This window comes from Acidobacteriota bacterium, from assembly GCA_016703965.1.
GTDB lineage: Bacteria > Acidobacteriota > Blastocatellia > Pyrinomonadales > Pyrinomonadaceae > OLB17.
In genome coordinates, this window is sequence record JADJBB010000021.1 from 2,108,933 (window position 1) to 2,121,473 (window position 12,541).

General features: G+C 54.1%; 23 protein-coding genes and 1 tRNA gene. 13 read left to right on the plus strand and 11 right to left on the minus strand.

Annotation, left to right across the window (positions count from 1 at the left end):
- Nucleotides 1–473: 473 nt before the first annotated feature.
- The 10 genes from IPG22_16420 to IPG22_16465 all read right to left on the minus strand — a co-directional run bounded on the left by IPG22_16420 (nt 474) and on the right by IPG22_16465 (nt 4,967).
- A complete protein-coding gene (locus tag IPG22_16420; protein ID MBK6589873.1) occupies nt 474–1,115 on the minus strand; it encodes a hypothetical protein in 642 nt (213 codons plus the stop codon).
- Nucleotides 1,116–1,154: 39 nt separating this feature from the next.
- Nucleotides 1,155–1,517, minus strand: coding sequence for a hypothetical protein (locus tag IPG22_16425; GenBank protein MBK6589874.1), 363 nt, complete (start codon nt 1,515–1,517; stop codon nt 1,155–1,157).
- Nucleotides 1,518–1,548: 31 nt separating this feature from the next.
- Nucleotides 1,549–2,058 (minus strand): hypothetical protein, encoded by a 510-nt coding sequence (locus tag IPG22_16430; GenBank protein MBK6589875.1) that lies wholly within the window; start codon nt 2,056–2,058, stop codon nt 1,549–1,551.
- Nucleotides 2,059–2,162: 104 nt separating this feature from the next.
- The gene (locus IPG22_16435) at nt 2,163–2,429 is read right to left on the minus strand and encodes a helix-turn-helix domain-containing protein (protein MBK6589876.1); all 267 of its coding nucleotides are present in this window, start codon (nt 2,427–2,429) and stop codon (nt 2,163–2,165) included.
- A gap of 163 nt (nt 2,430–2,592) precedes the next feature.
- Entirely contained in the window at nt 2,593–3,192 is a 600-nt protein-coding gene (locus tag IPG22_16440; protein ID MBK6589877.1) for a hypothetical protein, read from the minus strand.
- Nucleotides 3,182–3,349, minus strand: coding sequence for a hypothetical protein (locus IPG22_16445; protein ID MBK6589878.1), 168 nt, complete (start codon nt 3,347–3,349; stop codon nt 3,182–3,184). Before IPG22_16445 ends, IPG22_16440 begins: the two co-directional genes overlap by 11 nt.
- Complete coding sequence (locus IPG22_16450) at nt 3,346–3,549, minus strand: hypothetical protein (GenBank protein ID MBK6589879.1); 204 nt, start codon at nt 3,547–3,549, stop codon at nt 3,346–3,348. The genes IPG22_16445 and IPG22_16450 overlap by 4 nt, the downstream gene beginning before the upstream one ends.
- On the minus strand, nt 3,546–3,986 hold the full coding sequence (locus IPG22_16455) for a hypothetical protein (protein MBK6589880.1): 441 nt from the start codon (nt 3,984–3,986) through the stop codon (nt 3,546–3,548). The genes IPG22_16450 and IPG22_16455 overlap by 4 nt, the downstream gene beginning before the upstream one ends.
- A 167-nt stretch (nt 3,987–4,153) precedes the next feature.
- Nucleotides 4,154–4,627 carry a hypothetical protein gene (locus IPG22_16460; GenBank protein MBK6589881.1) on the minus strand — a complete coding sequence of 158 codons (474 nt, stop codon included), beginning with the start codon at nt 4,625–4,627 and terminating at the stop codon, nt 4,154–4,156.
- Between the two features lie 94 nt (nt 4,628–4,721).
- A complete protein-coding gene (locus tag IPG22_16465) occupies nt 4,722–4,967 on the minus strand; it encodes a hypothetical protein (GenBank protein MBK6589882.1) in 246 nt (81 codons plus the stop codon).
- A 115-nt stretch (nt 4,968–5,082) separates the two neighbouring features.
- On the opposite strand from IPG22_16465, the gene IPG22_16470 reads away from it, so the two are divergent.
- The 4 genes from IPG22_16470 to IPG22_16485 are packed head-to-tail and all read left to right on the plus strand — an operon-like array spanning nt 5,083 to nt 6,685.
- Nucleotides 5,083–5,772: a helix-turn-helix domain-containing protein gene (locus IPG22_16470; protein ID MBK6589883.1), complete on the plus strand. Its 690-nt coding sequence runs from the start codon at nt 5,083–5,085 to the stop codon at nt 5,770–5,772.
- 28 nt (nt 5,773–5,800) lie between these two features.
- Nucleotides 5,801–6,235, plus strand: a complete 435-nt coding sequence (locus tag IPG22_16475; protein MBK6589884.1) for a hypothetical protein — start codon at nt 5,801–5,803, stop codon at nt 6,233–6,235.
- Nucleotides 6,232–6,402 (plus strand): hypothetical protein, encoded by a 171-nt coding sequence (locus IPG22_16480; protein ID MBK6589885.1) that lies wholly within the window; start codon nt 6,232–6,234, stop codon nt 6,400–6,402. Before IPG22_16475 ends, IPG22_16480 begins: the two co-directional genes overlap by 4 nt.
- A complete protein-coding gene (locus IPG22_16485; protein MBK6589886.1) occupies nt 6,386–6,685 on the plus strand; it encodes a superinfection immunity protein in 300 nt (99 codons plus the stop codon). The genes IPG22_16480 and IPG22_16485 overlap by 17 nt, the downstream gene beginning before the upstream one ends.
- Nucleotides 6,686–6,738: 53 nt before the next feature.
- On the opposite strand, the gene IPG22_16490 is transcribed toward IPG22_16485, so the two are convergent.
- Nucleotides 6,739–7,011, minus strand: a complete 273-nt coding sequence (locus IPG22_16490; GenBank protein MBK6589887.1) for a hypothetical protein — start codon at nt 7,009–7,011, stop codon at nt 6,739–6,741.
- 283 nt (nt 7,012–7,294) lie between these two features.
- On the opposite strand from IPG22_16490, the gene IPG22_16495 reads away from it, so the two are divergent.
- From IPG22_16495 to terL, 9 genes are all read left to right on the plus strand, one after another.
- Nucleotides 7,295–7,777, plus strand: coding sequence for a hypothetical protein (locus IPG22_16495; protein MBK6589888.1), 483 nt, complete (start codon nt 7,295–7,297; stop codon nt 7,775–7,777).
- 6 nt (nt 7,778–7,783) lie between these two features.
- Nucleotides 7,784–7,861: transfer RNA gene (locus IPG22_16500), tRNA-OTHER, on the plus strand.
- Between the two features lie 5 nt (nt 7,862–7,866).
- Nucleotides 7,867–9,000 (plus strand): chitosanase, encoded by a 1,134-nt coding sequence (locus tag IPG22_16505; protein MBK6589889.1) that lies wholly within the window; start codon nt 7,867–7,869, stop codon nt 8,998–9,000.
- A 4-nt stretch (nt 9,001–9,004) separates the two neighbouring features.
- Nucleotides 9,005–9,313, plus strand: coding sequence for a hypothetical protein (locus IPG22_16510; protein ID MBK6589890.1), 309 nt, complete (start codon nt 9,005–9,007; stop codon nt 9,311–9,313).
- Nucleotides 9,310–9,744 carry a hypothetical protein gene (locus IPG22_16515; GenBank protein ID MBK6589891.1) on the plus strand — a complete coding sequence of 145 codons (435 nt, stop codon included), beginning with the start codon at nt 9,310–9,312 and terminating at the stop codon, nt 9,742–9,744. The genes IPG22_16510 and IPG22_16515 overlap by 4 nt, the downstream gene beginning before the upstream one ends.
- Nucleotides 9,745–9,748: 4 nt before the next feature.
- Nucleotides 9,749–10,078, plus strand: coding sequence for a hypothetical protein (locus IPG22_16520; GenBank protein ID MBK6589892.1), 330 nt, complete (start codon nt 9,749–9,751; stop codon nt 10,076–10,078).
- Entirely contained in the window at nt 10,079–10,648 is a 570-nt protein-coding gene (locus IPG22_16525) for a hypothetical protein (GenBank protein MBK6589893.1), read from the plus strand.
- A 59-nt stretch (nt 10,649–10,707) separates the two neighbouring features.
- Nucleotides 10,708–10,908: a hypothetical protein gene (locus IPG22_16530; protein ID MBK6589894.1), complete on the plus strand. Its 201-nt coding sequence runs from the start codon at nt 10,708–10,710 to the stop codon at nt 10,906–10,908.
- Between the two features lie 205 nt (nt 10,909–11,113).
- Entirely contained in the window at nt 11,114–12,517 is a 1,404-nt protein-coding gene (gene terL, locus IPG22_16535; GenBank protein MBK6589895.1) for a phage terminase large subunit, read from the plus strand.
- The last annotated feature ends 24 nt before the right edge of the window (nt 12,518–12,541 follow it).

Consider the following 12,541-nt stretch of genomic DNA (forward strand, 5'->3'; position numbering starts at 1 on the left):
TGCCTCAAAGCGGCGGTGCGGTGTCGTCGCGTTGCGGCGTGCTTTTTATCAAGCCCGGACTCGCGAAGGTAGCGCGTCAGCGTCGGAAACTCGATCGGTACCTCGAGACCGCGATCACGAGCCATATTGATCGCCTCGGCAGGTGAAACGTCGTACTCGAGTACCCACCCGGCGACGAGGCGAAGAGCCTCATCCTGGCGAATATTGACGATGCGTTTTCCTTTGTCCGATCTCATCTTTCGCTGCGGCCTGACGGCCTTCGTGACCGCATAAATGCGATCCTTGCCAACCTTGTAATGTGCGGAGAGACGGTCAGCCTCGCTGCTACGCTCAGAGCGTGTGCGGCACCGTCCCATGCACTCGATTATTTCGGCCTTGGCTAACTCGCCAAGTACAGTTCGTGTCATTGCTCTAGTCGTGATGGACCGCTGCCGTTCGGGCTGAAAACGACAGCGGGACCAGGTGTTTTGGTTTTAGGCCGCCTGCTGCATGGCAGGTCTTTGTGATTTAAGGAATGCGGCTAGGTCTTTTAGCTGCTCGACGCTCAGTTTATTGCTGGCGGTTTTGTTGTAACGCCTTATCAATAGGGCGTACCAGTGATCCTTGTCACTGCCAATGATGTAGCCAACCTCATCGCCGAGGGCGTGAACCTCGCGAAGCAGCTTTGCGTGCTCCGTTTCGGGCGGTCCCGAAAACCGAGTAACGTTGTGGCCCTTGCCAAAACCGTGCAGCTTTACCAGGTCGATACCCTTATTGGTCAAAGCACTGCGTGCAGCTCGGGCCGTGGCGAGGCTTTTGATCTGTTCGGGAGACATCGCTTCGCCGTCGATCTTTTCGTTCAGGTTTGCCATGCCGGTGGAGCTGGCGAACGAACCGTCCTCGAACGTGACCTTGTACTGGATCGTAATGTTGTCCGGGAAAACCGAGCTGACAGGAAAGTCCTCAATACCGACCGCGTTAGTCAGTTTGTGGAGCAAGATCGCCGTCGCCTCGCGGTCGAAGAATGGTTTTGGATCGTCCCTGAAAAAGATGATTTGCTCAGGTTCGAGGCCGTAGGCGGCACAGTCTTCGGCAATCAGCTCGTTCTGTTCTTTGGTGTAATTTTGTCGTTTCATGATAAAAATTTAGTCTCCTGTGATTTAAAGTTGAGCGGCTCATTCGCCGTCGTTCGCGACATCATCGAGATCGACCTTGTCGAGAAAATTGGTCAGAGCATCGTCGAATGTTTCGCCGACGATCTCAGCTTCGGCAGCGGGCTTTGCAGCGGCAGTGCCGGGTTTGTAGGCTTCGCGGAGGCTCGCGGTCCAGCCGGCGACGTCCTCAAGGACACTGTCGCGAAACTGATCCTTCTCGATCTCTGACAGGCCCGCAGCACTATCCCGAAGGCGTGTAAAACTGAGACCCAGCTCAACGCGGGCGATCATGTGATCATCCGGAGTCGGAGCGGCTTTCGACGCACGAACGCGATCCATTTCTTCGTAGAGATCACGTTTCTCATCGGCGTGCTTGTCTATCATTTCCTTTTGCCGTTCGAGCTTGATCGACTTTTCAGCGTTGGCGTTCGGCTAAGGCCGTGAGGGTTTCGAGCAGTCGTGTCCTGTCGGTTAGCTGAATCTCAGTCGTTTCGCCGCCATCGTGAACAATGGCAATGTCGCCGACGATCTCCACACTTCCCTTGCCGAGCAGCTTTCTCTTGCGCATCGATACTCCCAACTCGGTGAGCAGGTCAAACATCTTTTCGCCCTCTTTTTCGAGGATCGCTTTGCGGTCGTAGAACTGCTGCTTCGACATCGGCGAATACTCCGATTCATTGAGGAATGCGACAAAAGTCTCGAAGCCCAACGCCTCGTGCAGCTTTTGTTCCTGGAACGTGATCAGTGCCTTGATCGCCTCGGCGTTCAGCGAGGTCGCGATCTTATCTGCGATATTCACGCCGCCAAGGATGAACATCGCGCGGTCGTGATCCTCTTGCCGAAACGCTTCCAGATGCGATTCGACGGTCTCGGCCGCATGCTCCTCTTCGAGTTCGCGGATCTGTTTATTTAATTTGTCACTCACTATCGTTTCTCTCCTTTAAATTCGTGCGCGCAAGAATTGCAATTTTCAGGGTTTTATTGACCTTTGCTCAAAAATGGGCGTTTTAAATTCTTTCGTGAAAGAATTTAAAGCTTGTGGAGCGTCAGGCTCCTAGATACCCGCTGCAGGCGTTTGCCTGCGGTCCATTTGCCGGCCTCGCAAATGGCATAGCCGCGGAGGCGAAGGGTTTTCAATGTGCGATCGACGGTGTCTCGGCTGAGGCCGGTACGCTCCATGATCGTGGCCACATTGACCGGTTCCCACCGGAGCCCTTCGAGGGCCTCGAGTACGGCGAGGCCCTTTGATAGTGCTTCGATCTCGTAGCGATGATCGTCGCGATGTTCTCTACTCATCGATACCCAGAGCCTCCTGATAAATGCACAGGAGAGCCGTCGCCAGGACGACGCCGAGGGCAAGATATGGAATTGCTGAGTACATAGACTTTCGAGATAGAAAATGCCGACCGCCAACATTTGGTTTCCGCCAGACGGCCGGGCTCGCTCACTTGGCGGAGCTTTATGCAGCCAGCCTTTCAGCGGGCGGCAGATCTTTCCAAAATTCGAGCTCGAGCTGCTCGGCAAGGATCGGATAGTTTGCCCGAGCGACTTTGTGAATAGTGGTTAACTGCTTGATCGGAGCCGATTTTGAACGGTCTACCCATTCCTTAAAATCGGCCTCAGTAGTCGCGATCCAGTAACCGTGCGGCGTTCCTTTGCGGCTCGCGACGGGCAACAGCCAAACGTCGCGCAGGTCTTCGATCACCAGGTGAAACTTCCGCAAACGCTGGCTCGACGCCCAACCGAAATACTTGTCGAGCATGGTTTGGCGAGGTGCCGGATCATCGGTCGTCTGTCTCGATAACGCCCGAGCAATGTCAAACGACAACGGATTCACCGGCACCTTGCGAAACATCAACGAACGGCAGCAACGCTCGATGATCTTGGCAGCATCATTCGGCTCAACGTGCGGTCTCTTGAGCTGAATGTCAGGGCAAACATCGACCTTGCCGAGCGAAGTGATCCTGACGCCAAGATCACCGCAAAACTTACAGCGTCCGGCGTAGTCATCGCCCTGTGGCGGCATCGAATCGACGTGTTTATGTAATTCAATTAGCATCTTTTTCAAGCTCCTCCTGGCACGTTGGGCAACAATCCTTTTCGTCGTCGCCCGACCAATTTGCCGCGAACGAATCGACATCGTTATCGGTGTGTAGTACGGCGATCTCGCCGCACCAGTCGCATGCATGGACGTTTATCGTGGCAAGCAGACTCATTTGATCTCCTTGGCGTTGAGGACATCGCCCTCGTCCTCCTGGATGGCATCGCGGAACTGGTTCCAGATGGCAGAGCACGAATTGAAGCCGGAGTCCCAGCCTTTCAGATAGCCGCGAAGGTGTCCGAATCCAAAACCGACGCCGACCGAGCCGGCGATGATGAAAAACATCGAAAGAAAGTACATCTGATCACTTGTCATGCTGCCTCCTTGCGGCCCGCGACCTCGCGGGCATTCATGGACTTGACCGCTTCGATCACGCGGTTACATTCCTCGGTTGTGCGGGGCTTTTCGGCTCCGCGGTTAACACGGCGGCAGATCGTATTGAGACCGGATGCCGTCCGGTGGTCGAACTTGAACCAGAGCCGGTCGAGCTTATCGAGTTGGGCAGGCGTGACGATCGTTTTGATCTGCTGCTTTTGCTTGCGATAGTTTTGGGTGCGGCGCGGTGCCGGACCGGCAGGTGACGGGAATGCGTCACCGCCAAGGCGAGTGATCATTCCGTTTGCCTCGTCGAAGGTCAGCGTCGAGAGCCGTTTTCCGGCCATCTCTTCGAGATCCTCTTTCGAGCAGTTAAGCTTTTTGCCGAGACCGAAAATGGCCCGGAGCTGCTCAGTTGTTTTGGGCTGACTGTTCATCTGTTTTCTCTTCTCCTATCAAGGCCTTGAGGGATGTCACTGCCAGACAGAGACGGTCTCCGGCTGCGTACTTTGTTTCCCTCCCAAACGTGATCACCACCGATTCACCGTTGAAATATGCGACAGCGATGAGGTTGAAACCCGAGTCAAAAATTCTGAATGGTGTCCTATCCACGGCCATGCGCTGCTGCCTCCTGATTTAGCGTTTTCTCAACCTGTTTGATCGCATATTCGCTTGCGTCGCGGAGCTGCACGAGCTGCTGCAGAGTCTCAGGTGTACAGCCGTCAACGTGCAAAGAATTGACCGCCTCGACGGCTTCGCTCAGCAGGATTGCTCCGGTTCGAGCCTGGGTGTCGCGGCAAGGGATCGGCTTGGCGTGCGTCGTAAGCAGGTTGTCGTGGTGCGCGTCGATGTACTGGATGATCAGGCCGGAGCCGGATGGATTGATCAGGAAAACTACGTCGATCAGATCAGTGATGCGATCCAGGATAGAGCGTTGACCGGTTGCGGTCGGTTCTTCGTCGTCAGACGGCCGGCGTCGCCAGCGGTTGACGTAGTTTGCGGATATGCCGAGGAACTTCGCCACCTTTGGGCTCTGTAGCTCGGGTATCGCTTTTTGTAAGACCTCGTAGGATTCCATCAGACCTCTCGTTATCACGAATCTCGGAAAATCGGACCTAGCCGAAAATGGGCAAAAAAGATAGGCTCGACCACATGGTCAAAACCTATCGAGCCTAAGCAGCTTTCAGTATCTGTCGTGCCGGACGCTTATGGTCAGGACGCGTGAACTTAAAGCCGTAATTGGTATTGAGGTACATCGCGTAGCGTGGGTAGTAATCGCGACCCCAGATCATATCGTCGATCATCGCCCGAAGGCTGCGTTCCGTAACGTCCGGATACTGCTCCTTTAATTCACGGACCAGATCGGCGACGGTTTTGCCGATGTCCATCAGTTTTTCTTTGTTCTTGCGTGGTGTCATGGTAACATTCCCCGTTTACCAGCCTGAGTTTTTAACCGGAGGTTACAGGCTTGAGTTAGAATGTAGACGAATCGTAGACCTCTGTCAAGCGAAACGTCTATATTTTGTCAACCAAATGGAAAAATCTACGTTCGGTGAACGACTGCGACTTGCTTTTGGCAACGCCAAATACGCACAAATTGCTGCTAAAATGGGGGTTTCTGAGGCAACGGTCAAGGTTTATATGGCTGGGCGCGTCCCGGACGACAAGAAGCTTGTAAAAATCTCGAAGTTGACGAATTGTAGCCTTCACTGGTTATTGACAGGTGAAGGTGATCGTTTTGTATCTGGTTCGGGGAACTTGGCCTATATCGTTCATCATGCACTGATGGAGCGACTGCGTATCGTAGCAAAGGAACAAGCTCCAATCGTGTTTGCTGATCTTGATATAGGATCAGACGGCCTAACCGAAGCCACACTTCGTATTCTTTGCGAGGTCTTGTTGCAGCACGGAATGTTGAAATTTGGATTGATCCCGGCTATTGATGAAGGGATTTATTCGGATCGACGGCGGGCGAAAAGATTCTCGTTCTTCAGTAATCAACCGCAGTCAGTGGACGATCGAATTCAAGAAATAGTCGATTCGCGGGTCTCGCATGATCAACGTTTCACACTTGACACGCAAGGCGAGATTCGTGATATGATTCGTGAAATCGTTAGAGAGGAAGTCAGTAATTCGAGAAAACGTCCTGTTTACCCACTCGTATTATCTAGAGCCGACGACGACGACGAAATAGAAGAAACGACCCGCCGAAAGGCTGGATAACACACTAGACATAAATTTCACGAACGACATGCAAATCCAGATTCTCACACCCAAACACTCGCACAAATTACGACCATATTTCTCGGTAGCCATTCCAGCTGGACCGGCTGCCCCGATACAACAGGATCCGGAATGGATCGACATCGACGATTACCTTTCTGGCAGCGACGATATCGTTTATTGCCGGGCAAGCGGCCTGTCGATGAAATCGAAAATGGAAGCCGGCATTGATGACGGCGATATTTTGGCCGTCCAGCAGACCGGATTTGCGAATCCAGGCGACGTTGTGATCGCGGAAGTAAATGGCGAATATACGGTCAAAAGGCTGCGCCACCATTCTCATGGTTTGTATTTGGTACCAGCTAACGAAGATTACCCGATCAGACGCGTCGATCGAACCGACTCGTTCCGAGTTTGGGGGCTCGTGCGTTACGTGATCCACAAGATGAAGAGGGCAGCATGAGCAAATTGCCTAAATGGATGGAAGACGAGCTCAGAGAAGTGGAGCGTGAGGGCTTGATTCTTAAGCACGGTCTGGAGAAGGCAGAAGAGATCCTGCTGGATCGAGAGCTCGGGAATTTACAATACGTTTTTGATGAGGAAGGCGAATATGATGTTGTTTCAAGCTAATCAAGGCAGTGGCGATGCAGCTGCGGGTTTGCTAGTCATTGGAGCGGTCTTTCTGGGCGGATTGTTTTTTTACTTCTTGCCGAGCATCGTGGCGGTGGCGAGTAGTCATCCGCAAACGGCAGCAATTGTTCTGCTGAATCTATTTCTGGGTTGGACGTTCGTTGGTTGGGTGATCGCACTGGTTTGGGCGGTCATGAACTATGACAAACCTGCCATTCAGACGACGCAGCAACCGGTTGTTCAATCGCCCCGAGCTGCGGATTATAACTACAAAAAGATTTGAGATCTGAAAGACAAGAAAAGCAAAAGGCGTCCGGGTGGACGCCTTTTTTGTGTTTATGCTGCCATTTCGTAGTTTTGGGCGGCTAGCTTGGTTTTAAAGCTGTCGAGGCTTAATTCGTATACGTAGTAATTGCGGCCGCGGCCGAGCTGGGTGCCGTTCAGGGTGCCGTCTTCGATCCAGCCGATGATGGTCGAGCGGCTGGGGCGGCTGTCGCGGTGGAAGTATTCCTCGAGGATGTGCTCGACGTCGCGGAGCTTGATCAGGCGGTCGTTCGAGCGGGGCGATGGAAATGGCAAAAGCGAAGTCTGGGTCATCTGCGTATTCATTTGGACACTCTCAAATCTCAAACAAAACAAGAAAACGATTGAATTAAGCAAAACTCGCGATTCAAAGAAAACGCTAGTGAAATGCCCGCCCAAGCGACTTATTCTCAAAAACGGCAAAGACAATCCGGTTCGGAAAAGGGCTGACTGTGTTGCTCAATGCTATCAGGGGGCGAGCCGTTTTTGTTTGGACAGACGGAGGCGGCTCGCTTGCCATAACCATAAATGAGAAGCCGGAAAAGGTCAAGAGGTTTCCTTTTTACGAGACCGGCGAGGAGAAAAAGACGTGGGCAAAGCACTATCACAATCAGATGTGACGCACGAAACGGAGCGTTGGGCTGCGACGATGAAAAAGTTGCGGGCGGCTGAGGCTGCTCGCGAGAAAGAGATCCAGCCGCTGACCGACAAATACGACGCAGCGGTCGCTGAGATCAATAAGCAGCACGATCCGAAGATCGACAAGCTGCAGGCAAATGCAGACGAGATCGAGGGAAAGATCCGCGAGTGGCTCGGGACGAAACCGAAAACGACGGTGCTCGAAACGAAACACGCTGTCGCTGAGGTCGTTCACGGTTCGAAGAACGGCGTCCGTGTGCCAGATCTGAAGAAGCTGATGGCCCTTTGTAAAAAGAAAAGCGTTGATTTCTGGCAGTTCGTGAGCGTTGCCCTGGGCAAGCTCGACAAAGCTCTGGGTGAGACCGAGATCAATGCGATCTGCGAGATCCCGACCGTGCCGACGAAGGTCGTGAACATCCGACTGAAGGACTAAGAATTTTGCGGGATGGAGCAGCCTGGTAGTCGCCTACGCTCACGAACCCGAGGGTCGTCGGTTCAAATCCGACTCCCGCGACCAAGATCATGGGATTTTCCGAGAAAGCAAAACTGACGGCACTTGCGATCGTGCATATCTTCGAGACGGCGAAACCGTTCGGAGATTATGCGGCGGTGGCGGTGCTGAATGACGGTGCCGGCGTGAGCTACGGCATCAACCAGTTTACGCATCGGTCGGGATCTCTCTACAAGGTTCTGAATACATACCTCGGTATGGGCGGTCAGGTTGGAGCGGAAATATTCCGGCTCGCCTTACCGGACCTGCACTCGGGGCGAAATATTTTGAAATGGTCCGAGAACCTCACTTTCAAAAACGCTCTGCGAGCTGCGGCTCGGACGGACGAGATGAAGCAGGCTCAGCAGATGATCGCCGAGAACTTTTATCTGCAGCCAGCGATCGATGCGTGTGAGGGCTCGGGCTTTGAACTGCCGCTAAGTTTGGCGGTGATCTATGACTCGATCAATCACGGTTCCTATGCCAAGATCCGTGACCGCGTAAAGTGCAGCCCGATCGACGAGGAAGGCTGGATCACGGAGTACGTGCAAAAGCGTGACGCTTGGCTCGAGTCGATACCCCGTTTGGCCGTGACGGACTATCGAACTGATTTCTTCCTGGCCCAGATCGCCAGAGATAATTGGCGGCTCGATCTGCCGCTAAACGTTCACGGCCGCAAGTTGACCGACGATGACATAGTCGTCGCCGGCGAGCGATTGACGGTGGGCGAGCCATTTGAAGATTCGGCAGTTGATCAGCCCGCTATTATCGACACTCCGCTGGAACGAACATCCTCCGACGAAGCTGCTACGCAGGCCGCTACTGAACCAACAGTTGCTGATCAGCCGCCGACATTCGTCGCGGAAGATAAGACGGTCGATGCTCCGGAGCCGACCGGTTTCATGGCGAAGCTCAAAGCACAAGGGGCAATAATCCTCGGAGCGGTCGGTGGCGTTGCGGGGTTGAAAGAATTGTTTAACGTGCAGATCTCTCCGGAGACGATCGAGCTGCTGAAGATCCTGGTGCCGACAGTGCTCAGCCTCGGATTCATTGGTTTTCTGGTCTGGTTCGTCGCGGAGAAGGTGATTGGCTGGAAAACACTCAAGCTGCAGGCTGACTATGCGACAGACCCGACGCGGCACAACCTGGTGATCAGGCCCAAATAGATGCATGCAAGACTCTCCATGGCTAGACCCAAGATTTTTATTCGCTGTTGCGGTCGCGGTGATCGGCGGTATCGCGTGGCTCATACGGCTGGAGGGCAAAGTGAACCAGCTTGACAAGACGCAGATGCGGCAGGACCAGTCGCTCGAAGACACCTGGAAGGATTTCGAGGCTCACCGGTCAAATGGGGGCATTCACTTTGACCAGCGGCTTGCAGCCGAAGTTGACAGGCGGCAGGGCGAGCGGTTTGGCAGGATCGAGGGCGACCTTCACGAGATCAAGGAACTCGTGAAAGGATTGGCAGAGAAAAGATGACGAAAGTGCCGATCAAAGAAATCATTTCGGACCTGTGGGCTGATCTCTCGGCGAGTCAGAAATTTGTCAGTCTGGCCCTCGTCGCCGTGGTGATCTTTGCGATCGCCGGCAGCTGGTGGAATACGTTTCAGACATGGAGCGAGGTTCGGGTTTACGAACGTGAAGCGACGAAGGCCCGGCAGGAACGTGACGAGGCTCTGGAGAAGGCAGCAAAGATCGCCAATGTGATCAAGATTCGCGAGGAGGAACTCGCAAAAGTTGAGGTAAAGCGTGATGCAAAAATTGAAGAGGTCAAACGTGCTGCTGAGAGTGTTAACCGTGATCGTGCTGAGTATGAGCGTGCTGTTCGTGAGCGGCGTTTGGACGCTCCAAGCACAGACGAACTCTGCCGCGAACTCGGTGCCCTCGGCTACCCCTGTTACCCAAGATGACGGTTTGAGAGCTGCTTGTGCGGAGGTTGTCGAGGAATTGAGAGCGGCGCGTAAGCTGCTGGCTTCGCAGGGCGTGCAGATCGAGAAACAGAATGAGCTTTTGCTGCTCGAGAGCAAGGTTTCGTTCGGGCTGAAAAATCTGCGGGAGCTCGACGCTGAGGAGAAGACGCAGCTGCGCAATGCGGTCGCGGCGGCGATGCGTGAGACGGCCGCGATAAAGGCGGCGAACGAGGTCCTGAAAAAGAATCAGGTCACGTTCTGGAAAAAATTCAAGTGGATGGTGATCGGCGGTGCTGCCGGTATCGTCGCCGGCTCGTTGCTGATCAACAAATAGATGGCTCCACGACAAAGACATTCCGACGAGGAGATCAAGGACGCTTTTGCCCTGTATTTGAAATATAACGGCGAGCGTCTCGACCTCATTGAGGAAGAAATGCAGCGGATGGGCTGGGCGGGCTTTCGCAAGTCGCTGCTCACGAACCGAGGCAAGGGCGAGAACTTTCGCGAGGGTTGGATCTCGAAATATCGCTGGGATAATTCGCTCAAGCTCCACTTGGCAAGCCTGACGTCAGCCGCGGCGACATCGGCCGAATCACTGCTTGCTGAGAACGAGACGATCAGGAAGGCCGCGTATATCGAAATCCAGGCTCAAGGCGTTCGCGCATCGAAGGAGCTCGTCTGGCAGCACAATACGTACACCCAGAACTGCATCAAGATCCTCGACAAGCTCGAAGCTGCCCGTGATAACTACGGCAACTGGACATTCTTTTTGAAACACCTACTGGCCGCGGCCATCGAGATCTCGCCCTCACTGGCGAAGGAGCTGTGCGATGCAGAGGATGCGCTGATCGAGTGGGCCGAGAGGAAGTTCGTTGTTGAGGAGGAAGGACCGGATAAAGTTTAGCCACGAAAAAAAAGGAGAAAACAATTATGTCAGTTAGAGCAAAATTTCAAGTTACGTCGGTGAAGTCGTTCGCATGGAATCCGACTTCAAAGGAGATCACCTTGACGCGGCAAGATGATACTTCGATACCCGAAGATCAGCGATTCGCCCAAGCCACACCTTCCGGAACTTTCACGATGCAGGTCGATAACCCTGCAGCGGCAGAGCAGCTGGAACTTGGCAAGTTCTTTTACATCGACCTTACTAAAGTCGAAGACTAACAATGTCCGAATGCGAAACCTGTAGTCACGCATCCCACGAGGCTGGCGAATGCAAGCAGTGTAATTGCGGTCAGAGCGAAATTATTTCTTTTACGCCGCGATCGAACCAACCATTCGTCAGTCTCAGTGACTATTTGAGCCGGATTTACACGTCGAGTCCGACCGTTGCGGGCGAGCGTCGTTACAACTGCCACCGAAATAAAACGTGAAACCAGCCACCAAATATGATCACCGGCAGCGGCAGCGAGCGGATTTTGAGCAAACCAGAAAAGGGCTCGGGCTGAACCGCATCGACTTTCCGGAATGGCTCCCGCAGGTCACGCCGCAATGGTCGTGGGGCTGGAAGCATCAGCTTATGCTCTACCGCAAGCTGCAGGACGTGACGGACGGGATCACAAAGCGGCTGATGATCTTTATGCCGCCGAGGCATTCGAAGTCGGAGACGGTGACGGTTCGTTATAGCGCGTACAGGCTCGAGCAGGATCCGAAGATGAACATCATTCTGGGATCGTACAACCAGAAGCTCGCCAATCGATTTTCAAGAAAGACCTATCGCATCGCAAAGCAACGGATCGCTCTCGCCAAGGACCGCAAGGCGGTCGAGGAATGGGAGACAGCGATCGGTGGCGGCATTCGTGCGGTCGGCGTCGGTGCCGGTATCACCGGTTTCGGCGGCAATCTGATCATGGTGGACGATCCGGTCAAGAACCGCGAGGAGGCCGAATCGGAAGCCTATCGCGACAAATGCTGGGACTGGTTCAACGATGATCTTTACACGCGTCTCGAACCTGATGGTGCGATCGTGCTGACGATGACCAGATGGCACGATGATGATCTCGCCGGGCGTTTGCTCAAGGAAATGGAGGAAGGCGGCGAGCGTTGGGAAGTGCTGCGGCTGCCGGCGATCGCCGAAGAGAAAGACCCGATGGGCCGGAAGGTCGGGCAGGCGTTGTGCCCGGAGCGGTACGACATCGCGAGTCTCCGGAGAGCGGAAAAGAAGCTCGGAGCGTATTCGTTCGCAGCTCTCTATCAACAACGGCCAACGCCGCTCGAAGGTGCGTTGTTCAAGCGAAGCTGGTTCAAAGACAAGATCGTCGAGAAGGAACCGGAAAACCTGAAATGGGCCAGAGGTTACGATCTCGCGGTCTCGCAGAAGACCTCGGCCGACTATACGGCGAGCTTTCGATGCGGCTTTGACAAGCAGGGCAATCTCTACATCTCGGGAGGTTTTCGCGGCCGGATCGAATACCCGGAGCAGCGGCGTTTTGTCGTTCAGCGGATGAAGCAGGAAAAAAACACCCGGCACGGCGTCGAAAAAGCTCTGCACGGCGAGGCTCTGGTTCAGGACCTAAGACGTGAGCCGTCGCTGCGGGCGATCCCGCTGAAGGCCGTCAAGGTCGATACCGACAAATTTACCCGAGCCCTGGCATGGGCGAACCTCGCGGAAGAGGGCAAGGTCTTTATCGTTCGCGGGCACTGGAACGCTGATTTTCTGGATGAGTGCTGCAGGTTCACCGGCAAGGGCGATGCTCATGATGACCAGGTCGATGCGGTTAGAGTCGCGGTCGGGATGTTGTCGAAAAAATCGGGCAAGCTTTGGGCATTTTGATGAGAAATGAATAGAGGCCCGTGG

Excerpts from the sequence above, each read along its gene's own strand:
- IPG22_16420 (MBK6589873.1), bottom strand. The coding sequence starts at position 1,115 with ATGAAACGACAAAATTACACCAAAGAACAGAACGAGCTGATTGCCGAA.
- IPG22_16425 (MBK6589874.1), bottom strand. The coding sequence starts at position 1,517 with ATGATAGACAAGCACGCCGATGAGAAACGTGATCTCTACGAAGAAATG.
- IPG22_16435 (MBK6589876.1), bottom strand. The coding sequence starts at position 2,429 with ATGAGTAGAGAACATCGCGACGATCATCGCTACGAGATCGAAGCACTA.
- IPG22_16440 (MBK6589877.1), bottom strand. The coding sequence starts at position 3,192 with ATGCTAATTGAATTACATAAACACGTCGATTCGATGCCGCCACAGGGC.
- IPG22_16445 (MBK6589878.1), bottom strand. The coding sequence starts at position 3,349 with ATGAGTCTGCTTGCCACGATAAACGTCCATGCATGCGACTGGTGCGGC.
- IPG22_16450 (MBK6589879.1), bottom strand. The coding sequence starts at position 3,549 with ATGACAAGTGATCAGATGTACTTTCTTTCGATGTTTTTCATCATCGCC.
- IPG22_16455 (MBK6589880.1), bottom strand. The coding sequence starts at position 3,986 with ATGAACAGTCAGCCCAAAACAACTGAGCAGCTCCGGGCCATTTTCGGT.
- IPG22_16460 (MBK6589881.1), bottom strand. The coding sequence starts at position 4,627 with ATGGAATCCTACGAGGTCTTACAAAAAGCGATACCCGAGCTACAGAGC.
- IPG22_16465 (MBK6589882.1), bottom strand. The coding sequence starts at position 4,967 with ATGACACCACGCAAGAACAAAGAAAAACTGATGGACATCGGCAAAACC.
- IPG22_16470 (MBK6589883.1), top strand. The coding sequence starts at position 5,083 with ATGGAAAAATCTACGTTCGGTGAACGACTGCGACTTGCTTTTGGCAAC.
- IPG22_16475 (MBK6589884.1), top strand. The coding sequence starts at position 5,801 with ATGCAAATCCAGATTCTCACACCCAAACACTCGCACAAATTACGACCA.
- IPG22_16480 (MBK6589885.1), top strand. The coding sequence starts at position 6,232 with ATGAGCAAATTGCCTAAATGGATGGAAGACGAGCTCAGAGAAGTGGAG.
- IPG22_16485 (MBK6589886.1), top strand. The coding sequence starts at position 6,386 with ATGTTGTTTCAAGCTAATCAAGGCAGTGGCGATGCAGCTGCGGGTTTG.
- IPG22_16490 (MBK6589887.1), bottom strand. The coding sequence starts at position 7,011 with ATGAATACGCAGATGACCCAGACTTCGCTTTTGCCATTTCCATCGCCC.
- IPG22_16505 (MBK6589889.1), top strand. The coding sequence starts at position 7,867 with ATGGGATTTTCCGAGAAAGCAAAACTGACGGCACTTGCGATCGTGCAT.
- IPG22_16510 (MBK6589890.1), top strand. The coding sequence starts at position 9,005 with ATGCAAGACTCTCCATGGCTAGACCCAAGATTTTTATTCGCTGTTGCG.
- IPG22_16515 (MBK6589891.1), top strand. The coding sequence starts at position 9,310 with ATGACGAAAGTGCCGATCAAAGAAATCATTTCGGACCTGTGGGCTGAT.
- IPG22_16525 (MBK6589893.1), top strand. The coding sequence starts at position 10,079 with ATGGCTCCACGACAAAGACATTCCGACGAGGAGATCAAGGACGCTTTT.